Here is a 19,329-nt window from a genome sequence, read left to right as displayed (position 1 = left end):
GGGGCCCCATGACGATTGCACCTCCATCCGGCGACCCGGCAACCACGTCTGCCGACGCCCACTACTTCCAGCGCCTCTCCGAAGGCGTGTTCGAAATCCCCCAGTGCCGCGACTGCGGCCGGCATCACTTCTTTCCGCGCGTCGTTTGCCCTCATTGCGGCTCCGTAGCGTTGCAGTGGGCCGCGCCGAGCGGTCTTGGCACCGTGTACTCGACCACGGTCGTGCGCAAAAAGGACGGGGATTACAACGTGTGCCTGGTCGATCTCGACGAGGGGCCGCGCATGATGAGCTGCGTGATCGGTGTGGATCCCGACGCGGTGAGGATCGGGCACCGCGTCAGGGCGCAGGTGCAGCGCAAGGGCGAGGACGCATTGCTGGTGTTCGCGCCGGCCGGGGAGCGACAATGAGCGCGGCATTGAAGGCCACCGATCGTGGTGGCGTGGCGATTCTGGGCACGGGACTGGCGGGGCTCGGTCATGCAGGTGGCCGCACGGAGCAGGAAATCATCGCCCAGGCCGCGCACCGCGCGGTGGCGGCCAGCGGACTGCGCATGGCCGATATCGACGGCATTGTCACGTCGAGCCTGACGTCGCCCTGGTGGGTGATGCGCATGTCAGAGTACCTCGGCATCCGGCCCCGGTTCTCCGATAGCACGATGTTCGGCGGATCGTCGTTCATCGCGGATGTTCGCATCGCCGCCATGGCGATCGAGGCGGGCGAATGCGACAACGTGCTGATCTGCTACGGCAGCAATCCTCGCAGCATTCCCAGTAGTTCGCGCGTCAACGCGATGCGCGCCGAACTCGACCCGCAGCCGTACGAGCATCCGTACAAGCCGTTCAACCCCGTCACCAGCTATGCGCTGGCCGCGGCCCGGCATATGCATGAGTTCGGCACCACGCGCACGCAACTGGCCGAAGTGGCGGTGGCGGCGCGGCAGTGGGCGCAGCGCAATCCCGACGCCTTCATGCGCGACCCATTGACGGTCGACGATGTGATCAACGCCAAGATGGTGTCCGACCCGCTGACGGTGCGCGATTGCTGTCTGGTGACCGATGGCGCCGGCGCTTTTGTCGTCACGCGCGCGGACCGTGCCCGGGGTCTTCATGCGAAGCCGGTCTATGTGCTCGGTGTCGGACACGCGCACTGGCATCGGCAGATTTCCTGCATGGACGATCTGACGCGCACGCCGGCCATCGACTCGGGCCGCAAGGCATTTGCGCAGGCGGGCCTGACGCCTGCCGATATCGACGTGGTGGAGCTTTATGACGCTTTCACGATCAACCCGATCCTGTTTCTGGAAGACCTGGGCTTCTGCGCGAAAGGTGAGGGCGGTGCATTCATCTCGGGCGGCCGCATCGCGCCGGGCGGCGATTTCCCGATGAACACCAATGGTGGCGGGCTGTCGTGCACCCACCCGGGCATGTACAGCATTTTCCTTGTGATCGAAGCCGTCAGCCAGTTGCGCGGCGAGGCCGGCGAGCGGCAGGTCAGCAAGGTGGAAACGGCGCTAGTGCACGGCAATGGTGGTGTGCTGTCCAGCCAGGCCACCGCCATCCTGGCATCCAGCCAATAAAGGCCAAACCAGCCTAACAAAGAACCGCAGTCGAGATCGCAGCAATGTCCCAGGCAATCGAATCCATTCCTCTTTCTTCCACCGTGAGCTGGCAACAGCAGGGCGATATCGCCGTGCTGTGGCTCGACAACCCGCCGGTGAACGGCCTGGGCGATAGCACCCGCGCCGGCCTGCACGCCGGGATCACGCGCGCGCTGCAGGATGCCACCGTGGCCGGGGTTGTGCTGGCAGGCGCCGGCAAGGCGTTTTGCGGCGGCGCGGACATCCGGCAGTTCAATACGCCTGCCGCGACCGCCCGGCCGCTTACGCGCGATGTGCTGGCGCTGATCGAATCGGCGAGCAAGCCCGTGGTGGCTGCGATACACGGCGTGGCGCTCGGTGGTGGCCTGGAGCTGGCCATGGGATGCCACTATCGCGTGGTGGCATCCGACGCCAGCCTGGGTCTGCCAGAGGTCAACCTCGGGCTCGTGCCCGGTGGCGGCGGTACCCAGCGGCTGCCACGGCTCGTTGGTGTGGAACAGGCGCTGGACATGGTTCAGCAAGGGGCGTCCGTCAGCGGCGAAGCCGCCGCGCGCATCGGTCTTGCCGATGCGGTAGCAGACGCGAGGCCGAGCGGCACACGGGATGCTGGACCTGTTGTCGCACTGGCGATCGACTTTTGCCGGAGTGCTGCCGCCCGTGCGGTGGCGCATCCGGTTGCCAGTGCGTTGGCCGTCAAGGCGAGCGGCGATGTCGATTTCGGGGCGCGGATTGCCGCGATCAACGGCAAGGCACGCAATGCGCTCGCGCAGAATGCGTGCATCCGGTGCGTCGAAGCCGCGACGCAGCTGCCGATTGCCGACGGGCTGGCATTCGAGCGCGCCCAGTTCGAGGCGCTTGTTGCGGGCAACGAGTCGAAGGCGCTGCGCCATATTTTCTTCGCCGAGCGCGAGGCGCCGAAGTTTGCCGAAGGGAAGGGACTGGCGCTGCGGCCGATCGAACGTGTCGCCGTCATCGGTTCCGGGACGATGGGCGTCGGCATCGCAATGTCGTTCGTCAACGCAGGCATTCCGGTCATGCTGATCGAACGCGAGCAGGCCGCGCTGGACCGCGGCATGGCACTGATCCGCCGCAACTACGAGATCACCGCCGCGAAAGGCAAGCTGGCGCCGCAGCAGATTGACGCGTGCATGGGGCGCATAACGCCGACGCTGGCGTTCGAGGCCGTGGCCGATGCCGATCTGGTGGTCGAAGCCGTGTTCGAGGACATGGCCGTGAAGCAGGCCATCTTCGAGCGTCTGGACGCGCTGTGCAAGCCGTCGGCCATCCTGGCGACGAATACGTCGCGGTTGAACATCGACACGATCGCGGCGTCGACCAAACGCCCGGGCGACGTGATCGGCCTGCATTTTTTCAGCCCGGCGAACGTGATGAAGCTGCTGGAAGTCGTGCGTGGACAGGCGACCCGCGCCGACGTCATCGCGTCGTGCATGGCGATGGCGCAGCGCATCCGAAAGATTCCGGTGCTGGTGCGGGTGTGCGAAGGGTTTGTCGGCAACCGGATGCTGACGCCTTACTGGCGGGAGGCCGGCTTCCTGTTGGAAGAGGGCGCATCGCCACTGCAGGTCGATCGCGCATTGACGCAGTTCGGCATGGCGATGGGCCCGCTGACGATGGCGGATTTGGCCGGCATGGACATCAACTGGGCCACGCGGAAGCGGCTGGCGCCGACGCGGCCGGCGCACCTGCGGTATTCGGCGGTGGCCGATCGAATCTGCGAACTGGGCCGGTTCGGGCAGAAGACCAACGGTGGCTACTACCGCTACGAACCCGGCAGTCGCACGCCGATCCCCGACCCGCAGATCGACGCGTTGATCGAAGAGTGCGCGCGCGAGGCAGGCATTACGCGGCGACCGGTTGCCGACGAGGAGATCGTCGAGCGCTGCATGCTGGCGCTGATCAATGAAGGCGCGCGCATCCTGGACGAGGGCATCGCGCAGCGCGCTTCCGATATCGACGTGGTGTACGTGCATGGCTACGGCTTTCCGGCGTGGCGTGGCGGCCCCATGTTCTATGCGGAAACGCTCGGTCTGGCGCACGTGCTGGCCCGTATCCGCGCGTTGCAGGACGTGCACGGTGCCCATTGGGAGCCTGCGCCACTGCTCGAGCGGTTGGTCGCAGAAGGCCGGCAGACTTTCGACGGTCCACGTTGAGTTCACGCCGCACCCCCCCTGAATCTGAACACGAAAATCTGGAGTCACAATGTTGCATCGCGCATTGGAAGGCATTCGCGTGCTGGACCTGTCGCGCATCCTGGCTGGGCCGTGGTGTACGCAGAACCTCGCCGATCTGGGCGCCGAAGTTGTCAAGGTCGAACATCCGCAGCGTGGCGATGACACGCGCGGTTGGGGCCCCCCGTATCTGGATGCCGCGGATGGCAGCGACGCGCGCCTTTCCGCGTACTTCATCAGCTGCAATCGCGGCAAGCAGTCGGTGTGCATCGACTATGGCCAGCCTGAAGGTGTCGCGCAATTGCTGGAGCTGGCCCGCCACGCCGACGTGCTGGTGGAGAACTACAAGGTGGGGACGCTCAAACGCTACGGGCTCGACTATGCGTCGCTCAAGGCGATCAATCCGCGTCTGATCTATCTGTCGATCACGGGGTTCGGTCAGGACGGCCCGATGGCCGACAAGCCCGGCTATGACTACGTGTTCCAGGGTATGGGCGGACTGATGAGCTACACCGGCCAGCCGGATGGTAGCCCCGGCGCTGGGCCGTTGCGCACGGGCGTGGCAGTGGTCGATGTCAGCACGGGCATGTATGCGACGAGTGCCGTGCTGGCGGCGCTGTTCCAGCGTCAGCAGACCGGTGAAGGCCAGCATCTCGATATCGCACTGCTCGACGTGGCCGTCGCACTGAATGCGAATCAGGGCGCCAACTACCTGGTATCGGGAAAGAACCCGCAACGCACGGGCAACGCGCATCCAAACTGCGCGCCGTATGAGGTCTTCCGATGCGCCGATGGTTATCTGATTCTGGCGATCGGCAACGACACGCAGTTCGCACGCTTCTGTGATGTGGCGGGGCGTCCGGATCTCGCGCAAGACCCGCGCTACGTCACGAACTCAGGCCGCATCGAACATCTCACCGAACTGCGCAAGGTACTGACGGCGTTGTTCCCGACGCGCTCGCGTGCCGACTGGACGTCGGCGTTCGACGCCGCCGGTGTGCCCTGGGGCCCGATTCATACGATGGAAGAGGTCTTCGCGCATCCGCAGGTCCAGCATCGGCAATTGCGTCAGGTGGCCACGCATCCGGTGACGGGCGAGGTGCCAATGGTGCGCAATCCGATGCTGCCGGCCAATCCGCAGCCGCTCAAGCCACCGCCGCTGCTCGGCGAACACACGGGCGTCACAGCAGTGGCCGCCATCGCTGCCGCGCGATAGATGCAGGCGGCCCGACTCGAATTTCGACAATTCAATCCGTACGGAGACACATGATGAATATGAAGCCAACCTTCCTGGCACTGGCAGCGCTGGCCTCTGTGGGCCCGGCATGCCTTGCCCACGCCGCCGACTGGCCGGACAAGCCGATCAAGCTCGTGGTGCCCTACGCGGCCGGTGGTACTACCGACATCATCGCGCGCGTGGTCGGCACGCGGATTGGCGCGGTGCTGAAGCAGCCTGTTGTGGTCGAGAACCGTCCCGGCGCCGGTGGCGCGGTAGGCAGTGCCTACGCGGCCAAGCAGCCGGCCGATGGTTATACGCTCGTGATGGAAGTGGAAAGCTCCCACGCGGTTAACCCGAACGTCTATCAGAAGACGGCGTACGATCCGGTCAAGGATTTCGATCCGATCAGCAATCTGGCGGACGTGCCCAACGTGCTGGTGGTCAATCCGTCATTCCCCGCTCAGGACATGTCGGCCTTCATCAAGCTGCTGAAGGCGTCGCCGGGCAAGTATTCATTTGGGTCGTCGGGCAACGGTGGCCTGAGTCATATGAATGGCGAACTGTTCATGAGCGTCACGGGCACGAAGATGCTGCACGTGCCGTACAAGGGCCTGGGGCCGGCGCTGAACGATGCGATGGCTGGACAGATCCAGGTTGTGTTCGACAATATCCCGTCGTCGTCCGGCCTGATCCAGGGCGGCAAGCTGCGGCCCCTGGCCGTGGCGGCCAAGCATCGACTCAAGATGCTGCCCAATGTGCCGACCTACGCGGAAGCCGGGCTGCCCGCGATGAACAATCCGTCGTGGTTTGGCCTCGGCGCGCCGGCTGGCACGCCGCCGGCGATCCTCGACAAGATTAATGCGGCCGTCAAGCAGGTGCTGGCCGAGCCGGAGGTGGTCGACGCCATCGAGAAGCAGGGCGCGCTGCCTGCCTATACCACGCGCAAGGCCTTCGCCGATCTGATACGGGAGCAGAATCAGCACTGGAAGAAGGTAGTCGAGGATATCCATTTCGCAAAGCTGCAGTAAGGAGCAGAACACGATGAGCGCATCGCTTTCCAATCACCACGCCGCCGTAGAGATCGACGAGCGCGGCGTAGCCACCGTCACCATTCGCGAGGCGAAATCGCTGAATATCCTCGGGACGCCGGTCATTGCGGATCTGACCCAGGCCGTGCGCGGCCTGGCCGAACGCGACGACGTGCGCGTGCTGGTGGTTCGCGGCACGGGGGACAAGGGCTTTATCGGGGGCGCCGATATCAACGAGATGGCCGCGCTGACCCGCGAGCGCGCGGAAGTGTTCATCAGCGCATTGCGCGACTTGTGCAATGCGCTGCGTCACTTCCCGGTACCCGTGATTGCGCGAATGCCGGGCTGGTGCCTCGGCGGCGGCTTGGAACTGGCGCTGGCGTGCGATATCCGCATCGCCGCCGACAACGCCCAGCTGGGTATGCCGGAGGTCAAGGTAGGCATCCCGTCGGTCATTCATGCGGCGCTGATGCCGCGCCTGATTGGCAACGCGCGCGCCGCGTGGTTGTTGCTGACGGGCGAGATCGCCGACGCGGCAGAGTCGCTGGCTGCGGGGATAGTGAGCCGCGTGGTGCCGCTGGCCGATCTCGACGTCGAGGTTAGTCGTGTGGCATCACTGCTGGCGAGCTTCGGCCCGCAGGTGGTGCGTCAGCAGAAGCGTCTGCTGCGCGAGTGGGAAGAAGCGCCGCTCGACGTGTCGATCGACAACAGTGTGGCGGAGTTCGGCAGCGCCTTCGATACGGGCGAGCCGCAGCATCACATGGCCTCCTTCCTGAACCGCAAGCGGTAACAGGAATCAGGACGCGGCGTCAGGGGCCGCGCCTGTCTCGCGTGTGATGGCCACGCGCGGGTCGTTGAGCAGGAACTGCACGAACGCCGCGGCAAAGCCGGGCAGCTTTCCGTCGGCGCGCGTGACGAGCGTCAGCTCCCGTACCGCCCAGGGCTCGTCGAGCGCCACCCCGACCACGCGCCCCTCGAGCATCGACGCCGCCGCCACGCTACGCGGCACCAGCGCCACGCCGACGCCGGCAGCCGCCAGCGCCAGTACCGCCTCGAAGCTGTGTGCGTGCAGGCGGACATTCGGTTGCTTGCCGGCGCGTTGCGCGGTATCGCGCAGAAACAGGAAGTTGCTGCTAGTGCGGCTCATGCAGACGAAGTCGAACCCGAGTGCGGCGCCAAACCGGATGCGCCCCTGCCGTGCCAACGGATGATCGGGGGCCACCGCCAGCACCAGTTCATCGACCGCGTACCGCACCGCATGAACGCCGGCGGTGTCGGCGGCCATGGTCATATCGCTGGCAAATATGCCGATATCCGCCTCATGCGCGGCCACTGCCGCCGTGATCGCCTGGCTGGCCCGCTCTTCCAGGTCGATGTTGACCGCCGGGTGCGCGGCCAGGAACCGGCTCACGCTCGGGATGATGAATCCGTTCAGCGAGCTGCTGTTTGCCAGCAGGCGGATGTGTCCCTTGAGCCCGCTGGCGAATCGGCCAACCTCTCCGTGCATCCGTTCGATGCCTTGCAGCAGCTCGCGCACATGCGCCAGCATCATCTCGCCCGCAGGCGTCAGATCCATGCCACGTGCGTTGCGAACGAAGAGCGGTGTGCCCAGCGCATGCTCCAGGTTCTTCAGACGGTAACTGGCCGCCGAGGCCGTGATATGCGCGGCGCTAGCGCCGCCAGCCAGGCTGTGGGCCTCCGCAATGGCCTGGAAAAGGCGGAGATCGGTGAGTTCGTACCGCAAGAGAGGGACTCCGGAATTGGTCACCCGCTTTTGCCGCCACCGGCGAATGCCGATGGCGCGGGCGTGCAGCAAGACGCATTTGTCTCGCCATGCTGCATCAATCAGGTCTGGGAAGCAATGGAAGGGAGCCGGAAGCACTGCTGCCGGCCCCAGGGCAGACATCGACCCACCTCAGTCTTCGTATGCCTCCGCGCGGGCGCGCACCTCATCCAGCGAGACGTCGACCAGCAGCTTTCCACCGTCGAATACCGTTTCGAGCGCGTCTTCCCATTCTCCCTCGATGCGGCGCGCATCCCAGGCGAGCGGGAACGTGACGGTTTGATAGTCGCCGGTCCTGCGATTGCGCAGCAGTGTCAGACGGCCTTGCTTGGATCGCTTGCCTGCATCGGTGACAGGGTCCTTTCTGACATTGCGCCAGGCATCGTCCACCTTGACAGCCGAGCACTTCATGGCGAATCGCTGAGTGTCGCGGTTCAGTTGCTGAAGCAACGCGCCGCCGATGCCGAACACGATGTTGTCCGCCGCGTAGCCTGCTGCTTCGAGTGCGGCGAGGATGACTTCGATGGACTCGGCATTCACGCCATCGCCCTGGATCACCCGCACATGGTTGAGCACGCGGTAGCCTTTGCCGTTGATCACCGAGCCGAACGCTTCGTCGAGAGCGCCGATGGTCTGCAGCACGATCGTCCGGGGATCGCCGGAGTCGGGGCGGATGACCAGTGTTGCGCCGGAATCGATCACGGCCTGCCGCAGTTCGGTGCCCCACATCCGCAGGGCGGCGAACAGGTCATATGAGTCCGACACCACCGACACGATGGCGCCCGGCCGGCCGAATTGCCGAAGCATATTGCGGTACGCATCGATTTCGCCAGCCCGGCCCCAGGCAGTGATGGTGCTGTGCTCGGCAGCTGGCACCGAGAAAGCCGCCATCGGCTTGTTGTAGTAAGTGTTGGCGGCGAGCACACCGAGTACGGTGTCCGAGCCCAGGAAGCTCACGAGGTGCGCCGCACCGCCGATAGCAGCCGACTCGGCGCTCGACACGCCGCGCGCGCCGAAGTCGTGCACCTTGAACGGCAGTTGTCCGAGGTCGTCGCTGGTGCGCTCCAGGTAGCGACGCACGAGTTGCCGCAGGTGCCAGCTTTGCGTGGCAACCGTCACTGGATACCAGACGCGCAGCAACAAGGTTTCGATGTAGGAAGCGAGCCAGAACACCTCGGGATCATCGCATTCGACTGTGACGAGCACGTTCTGCGTTGGGATCACGGCGCCTTCCTGCACCGCGCGGATGCGCACGGGTAGGTAGCCGTCATAGCGCGAAACGATATATCGCCAGCCCGACTCGTTGAACGGTTCCCCGTGGGCGCTGAAGAAGTCCCGGGCTTCGTCGATCATTGCCGCGGTGATCGGCTGGCACAGGTATTCCTTGATCAGCATCTGCAGCCCGAAGAACAGCGTGCGATCGTAGCGGCCACCGCGCGATTCGATGTACGAGAACATCGCCGTGGTGCCCTGGGGATATTGAAGGTAGTGAGAGGCCTTGTACGAATCCGTGTTCAGGATCGGATTGGAAAGGATCGACGACAGGCGACGCAGGTCGTTTTGCATGGCTAGAGCTCCTCTATGCCGTTGGATGGCCGCCAGGTCTGTCCCGGCGGATAAAGCTGGTACTGAAGCGTGCTGGAAGGGTGCGTTACAGCTTGCCGAGAAAGTGGTAGGCGATGTCGAAATGGTCTTCGAACATGACGCTTCTCATGCGGGCGAAATCGTTGAGCGGCACCCAGCGCGCCTTGTCGGCGTCATCGCCACCCTTGACGCGCGGCAGCTCGCCAACCGGGAAGCTGAACAGGAACGCGTGGGTGATGGTGCGGCCGCGCAGCGATCGCTGCGGGTGGTCGAACACCTGCCGGTCCTTCAGCGACCCACGCAGCACCGGCTCGGGCAACTTGAGTCCGGTTTCCTCGCGCAGTTCGCGAAGACAGGCCGTCTCGAGCCGTTCGTCCTGGTTGACGAAGCCACCCGGCAGCGCCCAGAGGCCGCGTCCCGGCTCGCTGCGCCGGCGCACCAGCAACAGGTGGCCGGAATGGACCACTACCGCGTCGACGGTGACGAACGTTACCGGATACGGCGCGGCCGACCAGGCTTTCCTGTACCCGGCGATGAACTCCGCCTCGGCCTTCAGCTGGGCGAACTCGGGCCGGTCGCGAAACAGCTCCATCCACTGGAATACCGGCGCGGGCACGGCCCACGAGACGAAGCTGTTGCTGCGTTCGGCCAGGAACTGCTCGCGGATTTCGGTGGCGGAGATGTCTTCGGTACTGTCGGCTTCGACCAGTTCCCATTGCGGGAACATGCGAAGGTAGTACGAAGAACCATCCTTTTCGTGACCGATGATGCCGATCCGGCGGCCGGCGGTATCGCCGAGCAGTCCTGCCACGGCATCCTGTACCCAGCGGACCCAGTCGCTGTCGTTGTAGGTCGAATCCTGTACCGCGCCGATCCGGACGCGCGCGCGGCTTGATTCGTCCAGTACGGACTCGATCATTTGCCGGCGCTCGTCGAACGAGAACGGGTCCTTGATGGTGCGAGGCTTGTCGGTGGATCCGATCAGGATGCAAACGGTGTCCGCCTGGCTCAGCGCCCGGCGTAGTACATCAACGTGACCACGGTGCATCGGCTGGAAACGGCCGATAAAGACAAGCGCGTCGAAGCGCTTTGTATTGGTGCTCATGAGGCTCCCTCAAGAGATTGGCGGAATTGGGTCTGTCCCGTAACCGTGACTGAATGGTATGCCGGCGCCACCGGTGCGTCAAACGGAAAAAAGGGGGATATACCCGTGCGGCTTGTGTCGGTGTCCTGTCCGGTGAAGAATATGCGGCTTGTTCGCCCCGGAGCCATCCATGACCACCGCACACGTCTTCATCGCCACCAGCCTCGACGGCTTCATCGCCCGACCCGATGGCGATATCGGCTGGCTGCTCCAGCGCGACGATCCGGCCGAGGACCACGGTTATATGGATTTCATCGCCGACAAGGATGCGATCGTGATGGGCCGGGGCACCTACGAAAAGGTCCTGACCCTTGGCGACTGGGCCTATGACCGGCCTGTCCTGGTCCTGTCCAGGCAATTGGCGGGCACGCCGGTGCCGGCGGCGTTGGAGGGGAAAGTCCGATTCGCGAGCCTTTCGCCGAGGGATACGCTGGAACGCCTGGCGGCCGAGGGCGTACGCCGGGTCTATGTCGATGGCGGGCAGGTTGTGCAGTCGTTCCTGCGCGACGGGTTGATCGCCGATCTGGTGGTCACCACGGTTCCGGTGTTGATCGGAGCCGGGCGGCCGTTGTTCGGGGCGCTGCCGCGCGACGTCGATCTGGCCCTGGTCTCGAGCCGCAGCTTCCCCTCGGGATTGGTGCAGTCGACGTACCGGGTGGCCTGACGCGTGAACGGGTGAGAGGGGCGGCCGGCTATCCTCCGCCAGGTTTGTCGTGGCGAATCCCCCGCCGCGATGCGTCTCAGTCGTGTGGGAACGTCACCACCGCTGCCTCTAGCCCAGCCAGCGTGCCCGCCGCATCGATCGCCTGCTCTATGGCGTCGAACGGGAAGCGCTTCACGTGGATTGCATCGAGTGAAAGCTGGCCGGCGCGAACCATTGCCACCAGCGCGCGGTAGTCGGCGGATGCGTACATGAAGTGGCCGATCAGCTCCCAGCCATTGCGTAGCATGGCGCCGTAGGGCAGTGGCAGCGGCACGGTCATGCTGCCCATCAGCACCATGCGACCGCGCCGCTTCAGGCTCAGCAGCGCCGCGAGCGTACTGTTTGGCGAGGTAGCCTGACCAACCATGTCGAATGCCAGGTCGACGCCGCCGGATGCCGCACTGCGGATGGCGGCGCTGTCGACCCCCTCATCACCGGTCATCACTACCGGCACCACCCGGCCGTCGCCCATCCGGGCCAGGGATTCGAGCGGGCCAGCGCGGCGTCCCAGTGCGAGTACGGTCGAAGCGCCCATCGCCAGCGCGGCAAGCACGGCGGCTGATCCGAACGCGCCCGTTGCGCCGTTGATCGCGACGGTCTCGCCCGCAACCAGCCGGCCGCGACGCAGGCCGCCGAAAGGAATGGCGAACTTCGACAGGGTGGCCAGCTGGTCGGACGAAAGGCGATCCAGCCCGTCGAGGGGGACAAGTGCCGCAGCGGGAAACTCGGCGACCTCTCGTAGCGTTCCGTGTGGGAAGTCCTGAAGCAGGGGGCCGCTGTCCGCGCTGATGCCGGTCAGGCCAATCAGGATTTCGGCCGGTGCATCGACGCTTTCCGTGCTGGTCAGGTACGGGTTGACGGCCACGCGTTGTCCGGCCCGGAAGTGATGGACACCCGCTCCGGTTTCGATGATCGTGCCAACGCCGTTTGTACCGGGGGTGAAAGGACCGGGCGGGTAGGCGTAAGGCAGCGCGCCGTTCAGGTAGTCGCGCGTGTAGCTGAGCAGCGGCACCGCTTCCATGCGTACGAGCACCGCGCCGGGGCGGGCATGGGGCGTGTCGATGTCACGCAGGACAAGCGGCTGGCCGGGTTGGTCGAGCATCCAGGCTTTCATATCGGGGCTCCTTGATTGGGGTGTCCGCCGGTTGGCTGGCTTGAACTGTAGGGGCTCGCGACCTATCTTTGAAATCGATGACAGATATAAGAGGTATAAGTGTGGTTGATTTCAAGGGCGTGGATCTGAATCTTCTGGTGACCCTGGATGCCTTGCTGGATGAACGTAACGTCACGCATACGGCGGAGCGGCTCGGGCTGACGCAGCCCGCCGTATCGGCCCAACTGGCGCGGCTGCGGCGCATCTTCGACGATCCATTGCTGATCCCGGCCGATACGGGGCGGGGAATGATCGCAAGCGCGCGGGCCCTGGCATTGCTGGAGCCGCTGCACGTCGCGCTCAAGGACCTGGAGTCCGTTGTGCATCGGCGGCCCGAGTTCGATCCGTTCGTCGACACGCGCCAGTTCGTGATCGCCGCGAGCGATAACGCCACGTCGACGCTTGGCATGTCCTTGTTGGAGCGGCTATCGATTGTCGCGGGGACCGGGGTGCGCGTGGCGTTCGTGCATGGACGGCAGGCCGAGATCGCCGCCCAGCTCGAATCGGGTGAAGTCGATCTGCTGATCGGGTCCGAGCGCATGGTTCCACCAACCATGCGGGCGCGCAAACTTCTCGATGAGACCTTCGTGATGGCGCAGCGGAAATCCCATCCTCGGGGAGCGCGCCGGCTGACGCTCGATATGTACTGCAAATTGCGCCACGTGCTGGTTTCCACGAGTGGTGGCAGCTTCTTCGGCTTCGTTGACGAGCAGCTTCAGTTGCTGGGTCGATCGCGTGATGTCGCGGTATCGGTTCAGGCATTCACGGTGGTCCCCGATTTGCTGCGCCGTAGTGACTACGTCTGCACGATGCCGGCTCGGCTGGCGGCACGCTATGCCGATTGGCTGGATGCCTTCGCGCTGCCGTTCGATGTGCCGGGATTCTCGCTCAGCGCGGCATGGCACCCGCGCAACCACGCGGACCCCGCGATTGCCTGGCTGCGGAGCACACTGGCCGAGGTGGCCGGCCAGTTGCGTGAGGGCTGAGCACGGCGGCAACTCAGGTGCCGGTCCCGCTCGCGAGCGCAGTAGAATGCAATATGGCAGAGACGCACCCCGAAGCGTCCATCTAGCCCAGGGGCATCCACGAGACAGATATGAACGGAAGATCCACGTCTGCGCTAGGCGCGGCGACACGCGCCGAAGCGGCAACGGAAGAACTCAGGCGGCGAATCCTGGAAGGCGAGCTAGTGGAGGGCTTTCAGCTCAAGCAGGATCTTCTCGCGGAAGAATTCGGCATCAGCCGCATCCCGGTGCGGGAAGCACTGGTCCAGCTAGAGAACGAAGGGCTGGTGAAGATCGTCCCCCACAAGGGGGCGATTGTTGCGGAGCTGTCGACGAAGGACATCGAAGAGCTGTTCTCGTTGCGCGCGCTGCTCGAATCCCATCTGCTCCGACATTCGATTCCCCGCCTCACAAAGGATGACTTCGACCGACTCGATGAAATCCTGAAGCGCTACGCCATCGAGCTCGCCGAGGGGCATTCGCACCGGTGGGGCGAACTCAACACCGAGCTGCACGACATCCTGCTCGGGCGTGCCAACCGGCCCAGGTCCCTGGACCTGGTGCAGTCGCTATTGCGGCAGACCGATCGCTACACACGGGTGCAGCTCTCCATCAGCGATGCCGCCGTGCAGCGCGCCAAGGCGGAACACGAGGAACTCGTCCGCCTTTGCCGGCTGGGCGAATCGAGGGAGGCGTGCGCGCTGCTCAAGCGGCATATCGAACATGCCGGCGAGGAGTTGATTCTGTTTCTGCGGGAGCGCCGGAGGCCGTAAGGCGCGATGGCCCTGCTGTAGAATGTAGAAAATATGCAAAACGGCGCCAGGTGGCGCCGTTGTCAACTTCCAATGGTCACCAATAAACCTGGTCTTCGGCATGTGACGCGAGCAGAGGCCGCCGCCGATGAAATTCGCCGCCGCATCCTCTCCGGCCAGTACGTGGATGGCTATCAACTCCGGCAGGACGCGCTCGCCAATGAACTCGGGATCAGCCGCATCCCGCTGCGTGAAGCGCTGGTGCAGCTCGAAAGCGAAGGGCTGGTGAAGATACTCCCTCACAAGGGAGCCATCGTGTCGGAGCTTTCCATTGAAGAGCTCACCGAGTTGTTCGAATTGCGGGCGTTGCTGGAGCCCACGCTGATCCGAAAGTCCGTGAAGAAGCTCTCCGTCGACGATTTCAAGGAACTCGACGCGATTCTGGCCGAGTTCAGCGGCGAACTGAAGGCGCAGGCGCAGGATCGCTGGGGCGACCTGAATACCATGCTGCATCAGTTGCTGCTGTCGAAGGCCGATCAGCCGAAGACAGTGAGCATCGTCGCGTCCCTGCTCCAGCAGACGGACCGTTACACGCGCCTGCAGCTTTCCTTGTCCACGGCCAGCCGGGAGATTGCCGAAGCCGAGCACCGGCAACTCGTCGATCTCTGTCGCAAAGGGGATGGGCGCGGCGCCGCCGCGCTGTTGAAGCGGCATATCGAACATGCCGGCGAGGAACTGCGGAACTTCCTGCTCTCCCGTCGGCGCGGCACCAGCTAAGCAGAGCGGATCGAGCCAATAGCCAGGCCCGAAAACAAAAGCCGCCCGGAGAGGGCGGCTTTTTTGTTGCTCGGAGACTTCGATCAGCCATTCACACGGGCTTTCGCCTCGGCGTCGACGTCACGCAATGACTTGCCGCGCGTTTCCTTCGCGGCGGCAACGCTGATGATCGAGATCACGGCGGCGGCCACCAGGTAGAGGGCGATCGGCGTGGAGGAGTGGTATTTCTCCAGCAGCGACAGCGCGATCAGCGGAGCCAGCGATCCGGCCATCAGCGGTGCGATCTGGTAGCACAGCGAGAGCGCGGTGTATCGGACGTTCGTCGGGAACATCTCGGTCATGAGCGCGGAGTAGGGCGAGTAGGTCATCGACTCGATTGCCAGGCCCAGCACGATGGCAGCCATGATGATCCAGTCGTTCCCGGTGTCCATCATCGGGAAGCCAATGAAGCCCCAGGCCGCCGTCAGGACCGCGCCGGTCAGGTACACCGGTTTGCGACCGATGATGTCCGACAGGTAGCCCATGAACGGAATGATCATGAAGTGCAGGGCATTGGCAAAGAACATCAGCTTGAGAATGCGCGTGGTATCCGCGCCGACCACGAGCTTCAGGTACGTGATGGAGAACGTCACCACCATGTAGTAGAGGATGTTCTCCGCGAAGCGCGCGCCAATGCCGATCAGCACTTCCTTCCAGTGATAGCGCAGAACGTACCGGACGCCTTGCTGGGTCGCATGTTCCTTTTCGCGCCGTTCCTGGGATTCCTTGAAGATCGGCGCATCATCGACCTTGCGACGGATCCAGAACCCGATCAGCACCACCACGGCGGAGAACCAGAAGGCGACTCGCCAGCCCCAGGACAGGAAGTCCTGTTCCGGCAGCGTGCTCGAGAGCGCGAGCAGGATGAGCGTGGCGACGAGGTTGCCAGCCGGCACGCCTGCTTGCGGCCAGCTTGCCCAGTAGCCGCGCCGGTCGTCCGGGCTGTGCTCGCTCACCAGAAGGACGGCGCCACCCCATTCGCCACCGAAGGCAAAGCCCTGGATAAGGCGCAGCGTGACGAGCAGGGCGGGGGCCCAGTACCCGATCACGTCGAACGTGGGAAGGCAGCCCATCAGGAACGTCGTGATCCCCACGGCTACCAGACTGACCTGGAGCAGGTACTTGCGGCCGAACTTGTCGCCGTAGTAACCGAAGACGATCCCGCCGATCGGCCGTGCGGCGAACCCTACGGCATAGAGCGCGAAGGCCGCGATCAGGCCATCGACCGGATTCCCTGTTTTCTTGAAGAAGTGCGTCCCGAATACCAGTGCGGATGCCGTTCCATACAGGAAGAACTCATACCATTCCGCTACGGACCCAACCATCGCAGCCGCGACAACGCGGCGCAGATCTTTTGTTGTTGTCGTGCCGCGTTGTCGTCCCACACTCGCTTCGGGGACAGCCTCGCTGAGTTGATTCGCCATCTTTGCTCGTCCTTTTGTCTCTGCTGACCAGCGGGTGGATTCCCGCCTCGCCACACCGGCGTCAGTGGTGAGATTTTATACAACATGCAATATACGGAAATGAGGGGTTTACCCTTTGGCCGGGAACCACTGGGGCCGGAAAGCCGTCATCAATCTCCCGGAAAGGGCCGCTACAAGCCAGAAAATGGTGCACCTGCGGAGTCGAAGGGGGGTGTCGGACGAGCCAGACTGGTGCGGGCTGACGGGTAAACCCTGACGAAATCTCGTAGCACCTTCCGCGACAGATTTTATACAATATGCACGAAGCAGGGATCGTCATCCTGACAAGGCAGTCTCCCGGAGGCTGTTTCCGGGAGCCCCGATTCCGCTCTTATCGAAACTTTCTGACTCAGGACCGCGTGATGTCTTCCAAGATTTTTGAGGGTACTATCCCCGCACTCATGACCCCTTGCACTCCGGATCGCAAGCCGGACTTCGACGCGCTCGTCGCCAAGGGCAAGGAACTGATCGAACTCGGCATGAGCGCGGTCGTCTACTGCGGGTCGATGGGAGATTGGCCGCTGCTGACGGAGCAACAACGCCAGGAAGGCGTGGCCCGCCTCGTGGCAGCGGGCGTGCCGACCATCGTCGGCACCGGCGCCGTCAATTCGAAGGAAGCCGTTTCCCACGCCGCGCACGCCGCGAAGGTTGGCGCGCACGGCCTGATGGTTATTCCGCGCGTGCTGTCGCGTGGCGCGTCCCCGGCCGCGCAGAAGGCGCATTTCTCCGCCATCCTTGCTGCCGCGCCGAGCCTGCCCGCGGTGATCTACAACAGCCCGTACTATGGCTTCGCCACCCGGGGGGACCTGTTCTTCGAACTCCGCCGCCAGTTCCCGAACCTGATTGGCTTCAAGGAGTTTGGCGGCGCGGCGGACATGCGCTATGCCGCGGAGAACATCACCTCGCAGGACGAGAACGTGATCCTGATGGCCGGTGTCGACACGCAAGTGTTCCACGGGTTTGTGAACTGCGGCGCCACCGGTGCCATCACCGGTATCGGCAACGCGCTGCCGCGTGAAGTGCTGCAACTGGTCAAGCTGAGCAAGCAGGCGGCTGCTGGCGACGTCAAGGCGCGTCGCCTGGCCAGGGAGCTGGAGGCGGCGCTGCATGTCCTGTCCTCGTTCGACGAAGGCACTGATCTGGTCCTGTTCTACAAGCACCTGATGGTCCTGAACGGCGACAAGGAATACACGCTGCATTTCAACGAGACGGACGCGCTGAGCGATGCGCAGCGCAACTACGCGGAACAGCAGTACGCACTCTTCCGCGACTGGTATCGCGAGTGGTCCAAAGGCGTGGACGCCTGATCCTGTCTGACCCTGCATGACCATCCCAAGGCGGCGAAGTCGGCTGCCTTGGGCGCATGTTCTACCCATCTGTACTCCTTCTCCGCGATGCAGAGCTTTCGTGCTCCGCTCGCTTCTCCGCTTTTCCGTCAGACTCCCTCGTTTCCATTCATGCACGCTTCCGAACAGAACCAAGTCTTCGCGATCATCGACCAGCACGCCACGCGCGCCCACGAGGCCAGCGCGGCATGGGCGCATTCGAGTCCCACGGTCCGCAGTGGCGTGCTGCGTGCGCTGGCCGACGCCCTCGACGCGCGCGCGAATGAACTCGCGGTGATGGCCGACGAGGAAACCGGCCTCGGCATCCCACGGCTGACGGGGGAGATCGCCCGCACATCGTTCCAGTTGCGGGGCTTCGCGGATGAAGTCGTGGCGGGCGTCCCCTACGTCCAGGTGGATGACGAAGCCATTCCCGGCCCGCCTCCGTCGGGCCGTCCGCGTCTGACCCGTGTCATGGTCCCGATTGGTCCGGTTGCCGTATTTGCAGCCAGCAACTTCCCGTTCGCGTTCTCGGTCCTGGGCGGAGACACCGCATCGGCGTTGGCTGCGGGTTGTCCGGTCATCGTGAAGCCGCATGGCGGACATCCGCGCCTGTCAATCGAGGTGGCGAAGATTGCCGCAGAGGTCCTGCGCGCGCAAGGTGTGGAAGAGGGCGTGTTCTCGATGCTCGACTGCGACATGTCGCGCGACGCCAATATCCATCTGGTCAAGCATCCGCTGATCGCGGGCGTGGCGTTCACGGGCTCCTATCAGGGTGGCGTGGCCTTGTGGCGCGCCGCGAATGAGCGCGAGATCCCGATTCCCTTCTTCGGCGAACTCGGTTCGATCAATCCGGTGGTGGTGCTCCCTGCGGCACTGCATGACGACCCGGTTGCGCCGGCCAAGGTGCTGGCGGCGTCGATGCTGCAAGGCTGCGGCCAGTTCTGTACCAGCCCCGGCGTTATCGTGGTGGTCGATGACCAGCGCGGCCGCGAGTTTGTCTCGGCGCTGGGCGACTCGCTGGCGGGGCAGGCCACCCATCGGATGCTGAGCGAAGGCATCCGCAATGGTTTTGAAGATGCCGTCGCGCGTATCAAGGCGAATGCCAATATCGAGGTCGTACTGGAAGGGAATGAGGCTGGGGCCGGCCCGGCTCCCCGCCTGTTCCAGACCACCGGCGCTGCCTTTATCGCGGATGCCAGCCTCCACGAGGAAATGTTCGGTCCAGCGGCCGTAGTGGTCATGGTGCCATCCGTCGATGCGATTCCCGATGTACTCTCCGCCGTCAAGGGATCGCTCACGGTCACGATCTGGGGGGGCGACCAGGACAACCACGAGAATCGCGAGATCGTGCGCGTGGCCCAGAACATTGGGGGCCGCGTGCTGTTCTCTGGTGTACCGACCGGCGTCGCCGTGACGCGCGCGCAGCAACATGGCGGCCCCTGGCCGGCGTCCACCGATCCGAAGACCACGTCGGTCGGGTATGCTGCCTTGCAGCGTTTTCTTCGGCCCGTGGCACTTCAGGATGCGCCGGAGTGGCTGCTCCAGCGCGCGTGATATCTCACAGGC

General features: G+C 64.3%; 17 protein-coding genes. 12 read left to right on the top strand and 5 right to left on the bottom strand.

The features are described 5' to 3' along the window. Positions 1 to 8 precede the first annotated feature (8 nt). Genes RMET_RS26180 through RMET_RS26155 form a run of 6 tightly spaced genes read left to right on the top strand, consistent with a single transcriptional unit; the run spans position 9 to position 6,823 of the window. Positions 9 to 407 carry a Zn-ribbon domain-containing OB-fold protein gene (locus RMET_RS26180; RefSeq protein WP_011519518.1) on the top strand — a complete coding sequence of 133 codons (399 nt, stop codon included), beginning with the start codon at positions 9 to 11 and terminating at the stop codon, positions 405 to 407. Continuing rightward, on the top strand, positions 404 to 1,576 hold the full coding sequence (locus tag RMET_RS26175) for a thiolase (RefSeq protein ID WP_011519517.1): 1,173 nt from the start codon (positions 404 to 406) through the stop codon (positions 1,574 to 1,576). The genes RMET_RS26180 and RMET_RS26175 overlap by 4 nt, the downstream gene beginning before the upstream one ends. 44 nt (positions 1,577 to 1,620) lie before the next feature. Then, entirely contained in the window at positions 1,621 to 3,768 is a 2,148-nt protein-coding gene (locus tag RMET_RS26170) for a 3-hydroxyacyl-CoA dehydrogenase NAD-binding domain-containing protein (RefSeq protein WP_011519516.1), read from the top strand. Positions 3,769 to 3,817: 49 nt separating this feature from the next. Further along, complete coding sequence (locus RMET_RS26165; protein WP_011519515.1) at positions 3,818 to 5,002, top strand: CaiB/BaiF CoA transferase family protein; 1,185 nt, start codon at positions 3,818 to 3,820, stop codon at positions 5,000 to 5,002. A 59-nt stretch (positions 5,003 to 5,061) separates the two neighbouring features. Beyond that, positions 5,062 to 6,033 carry a Bug family tripartite tricarboxylate transporter substrate binding protein gene (locus RMET_RS26160; protein ID WP_029310104.1) on the top strand — a complete coding sequence of 324 codons (972 nt, stop codon included), beginning with the start codon at positions 5,062 to 5,064 and terminating at the stop codon, positions 6,031 to 6,033. Between the two features lie 13 nt (positions 6,034 to 6,046). After that, positions 6,047 to 6,823 (top strand): enoyl-CoA hydratase, encoded by a 777-nt coding sequence (locus RMET_RS26155; protein ID WP_011519513.1) that lies wholly within the window; start codon positions 6,047 to 6,049, stop codon positions 6,821 to 6,823. Between the two features lie 6 nt (positions 6,824 to 6,829). On the opposite strand, the gene RMET_RS26150 is transcribed toward RMET_RS26155, so the two are convergent. The 3 genes from RMET_RS26150 to RMET_RS26140 form a co-directional block, all read right to left on the bottom strand. After that, positions 6,830 to 7,777, bottom strand: a complete 948-nt coding sequence (locus tag RMET_RS26150) for a LysR family transcriptional regulator (RefSeq protein WP_011519512.1) — start codon at positions 7,775 to 7,777, stop codon at positions 6,830 to 6,832. A 171-nt stretch (positions 7,778 to 7,948) separates the two neighbouring features. Further along, positions 7,949 to 9,382, bottom strand: a complete 1,434-nt coding sequence (locus RMET_RS26145) for a nicotinate phosphoribosyltransferase (RefSeq protein WP_011519511.1) — start codon at positions 9,380 to 9,382, stop codon at positions 7,949 to 7,951. An 85-nt stretch (positions 9,383 to 9,467) separates the two neighbouring features. Continuing rightward, positions 9,468 to 10,505, bottom strand: a complete 1,038-nt coding sequence (locus RMET_RS26140; protein WP_011519510.1) for a bifunctional nicotinamide-nucleotide adenylyltransferase/Nudix hydroxylase — start codon at positions 10,503 to 10,505, stop codon at positions 9,468 to 9,470. Between the two features lie 169 nt (positions 10,506 to 10,674). Between RMET_RS26140 and RMET_RS26135 the strand changes: the two genes are divergently transcribed. Then, complete coding sequence (locus RMET_RS26135; protein ID WP_011519508.1) at positions 10,675 to 11,208, top strand: dihydrofolate reductase family protein; 534 nt, start codon at positions 10,675 to 10,677, stop codon at positions 11,206 to 11,208. A gap of 76 nt (positions 11,209 to 11,284) precedes the next feature. Here the strand turns inward: RMET_RS26135 and RMET_RS26130 are convergent, their stop codons facing one another. After that, positions 11,285 to 12,361 carry a zinc-binding dehydrogenase gene (locus RMET_RS26130; protein WP_011519507.1) on the bottom strand — a complete coding sequence of 359 codons (1,077 nt, stop codon included), beginning with the start codon at positions 12,359 to 12,361 and terminating at the stop codon, positions 11,285 to 11,287. Positions 12,362 to 12,438: 77 nt separating this feature from the next. Between RMET_RS26130 and RMET_RS26125 the strand changes: the two genes are divergently transcribed. The 3 genes from RMET_RS26125 to RMET_RS26115 all read left to right on the top strand — a co-directional run bounded on the left by RMET_RS26125 (position 12,439) and on the right by RMET_RS26115 (position 14,933). Next, a complete protein-coding gene (locus tag RMET_RS26125) occupies positions 12,439 to 13,386 on the top strand; it encodes a LysR family transcriptional regulator (RefSeq protein ID WP_011519506.1) in 948 nt (315 codons plus the stop codon). A gap of 110 nt (positions 13,387 to 13,496) precedes the next feature. Continuing rightward, positions 13,497 to 14,177, top strand: a complete 681-nt coding sequence (locus RMET_RS26120) for a GntR family transcriptional regulator (RefSeq protein WP_011519505.1) — start codon at positions 13,497 to 13,499, stop codon at positions 14,175 to 14,177. Positions 14,178 to 14,249: 72 nt separating this feature from the next. Next, complete coding sequence (locus RMET_RS26115) at positions 14,250 to 14,933, top strand: GntR family transcriptional regulator (RefSeq protein WP_017512097.1); 684 nt, start codon at positions 14,250 to 14,252, stop codon at positions 14,931 to 14,933. An 83-nt stretch (positions 14,934 to 15,016) separates the two neighbouring features. Here RMET_RS26115 and abaF read toward each other — a convergent pair whose 3' ends face one another. Next, entirely contained in the window at positions 15,017 to 16,396 is a 1,380-nt protein-coding gene (abaF, locus tag RMET_RS26110; protein ID WP_011519503.1) for a fosfomycin efflux MFS transporter AbaF, read from the bottom strand. 401 nt (positions 16,397 to 16,797) lie between these two features. On the opposite strand from abaF, the gene RMET_RS26105 reads away from it, so the two are divergent. Together RMET_RS26105 and RMET_RS26100 are read left to right on the top strand one after the other, a co-directional pair. Continuing rightward, on the top strand, positions 16,798 to 17,742 hold the full coding sequence (locus tag RMET_RS26105; RefSeq protein ID WP_011519502.1) for a dihydrodipicolinate synthase family protein: 945 nt from the start codon (positions 16,798 to 16,800) through the stop codon (positions 17,740 to 17,742). Between the two features lie 150 nt (positions 17,743 to 17,892). Then, the gene (locus RMET_RS26100; RefSeq protein WP_035822201.1) at positions 17,893 to 19,317 is read left to right on the top strand and encodes an aldehyde dehydrogenase (NADP(+)); all 1,425 of its coding nucleotides are present in this window, start codon (positions 17,893 to 17,895) and stop codon (positions 19,315 to 19,317) included. The last annotated feature ends 12 nt before the right edge of the window (positions 19,318 to 19,329 follow it).

The organism is Cupriavidus metallidurans CH34 (assembly GCF_000196015.1).
Taxonomy (GTDB): domain Bacteria; phylum Pseudomonadota; class Gammaproteobacteria; order Burkholderiales; family Burkholderiaceae; genus Cupriavidus; species Cupriavidus metallidurans.
The sequence above is the reverse complement of the archived record's forward strand: the minus strand, read 5'-3'. Positions and strand labels throughout refer to the sequence as shown.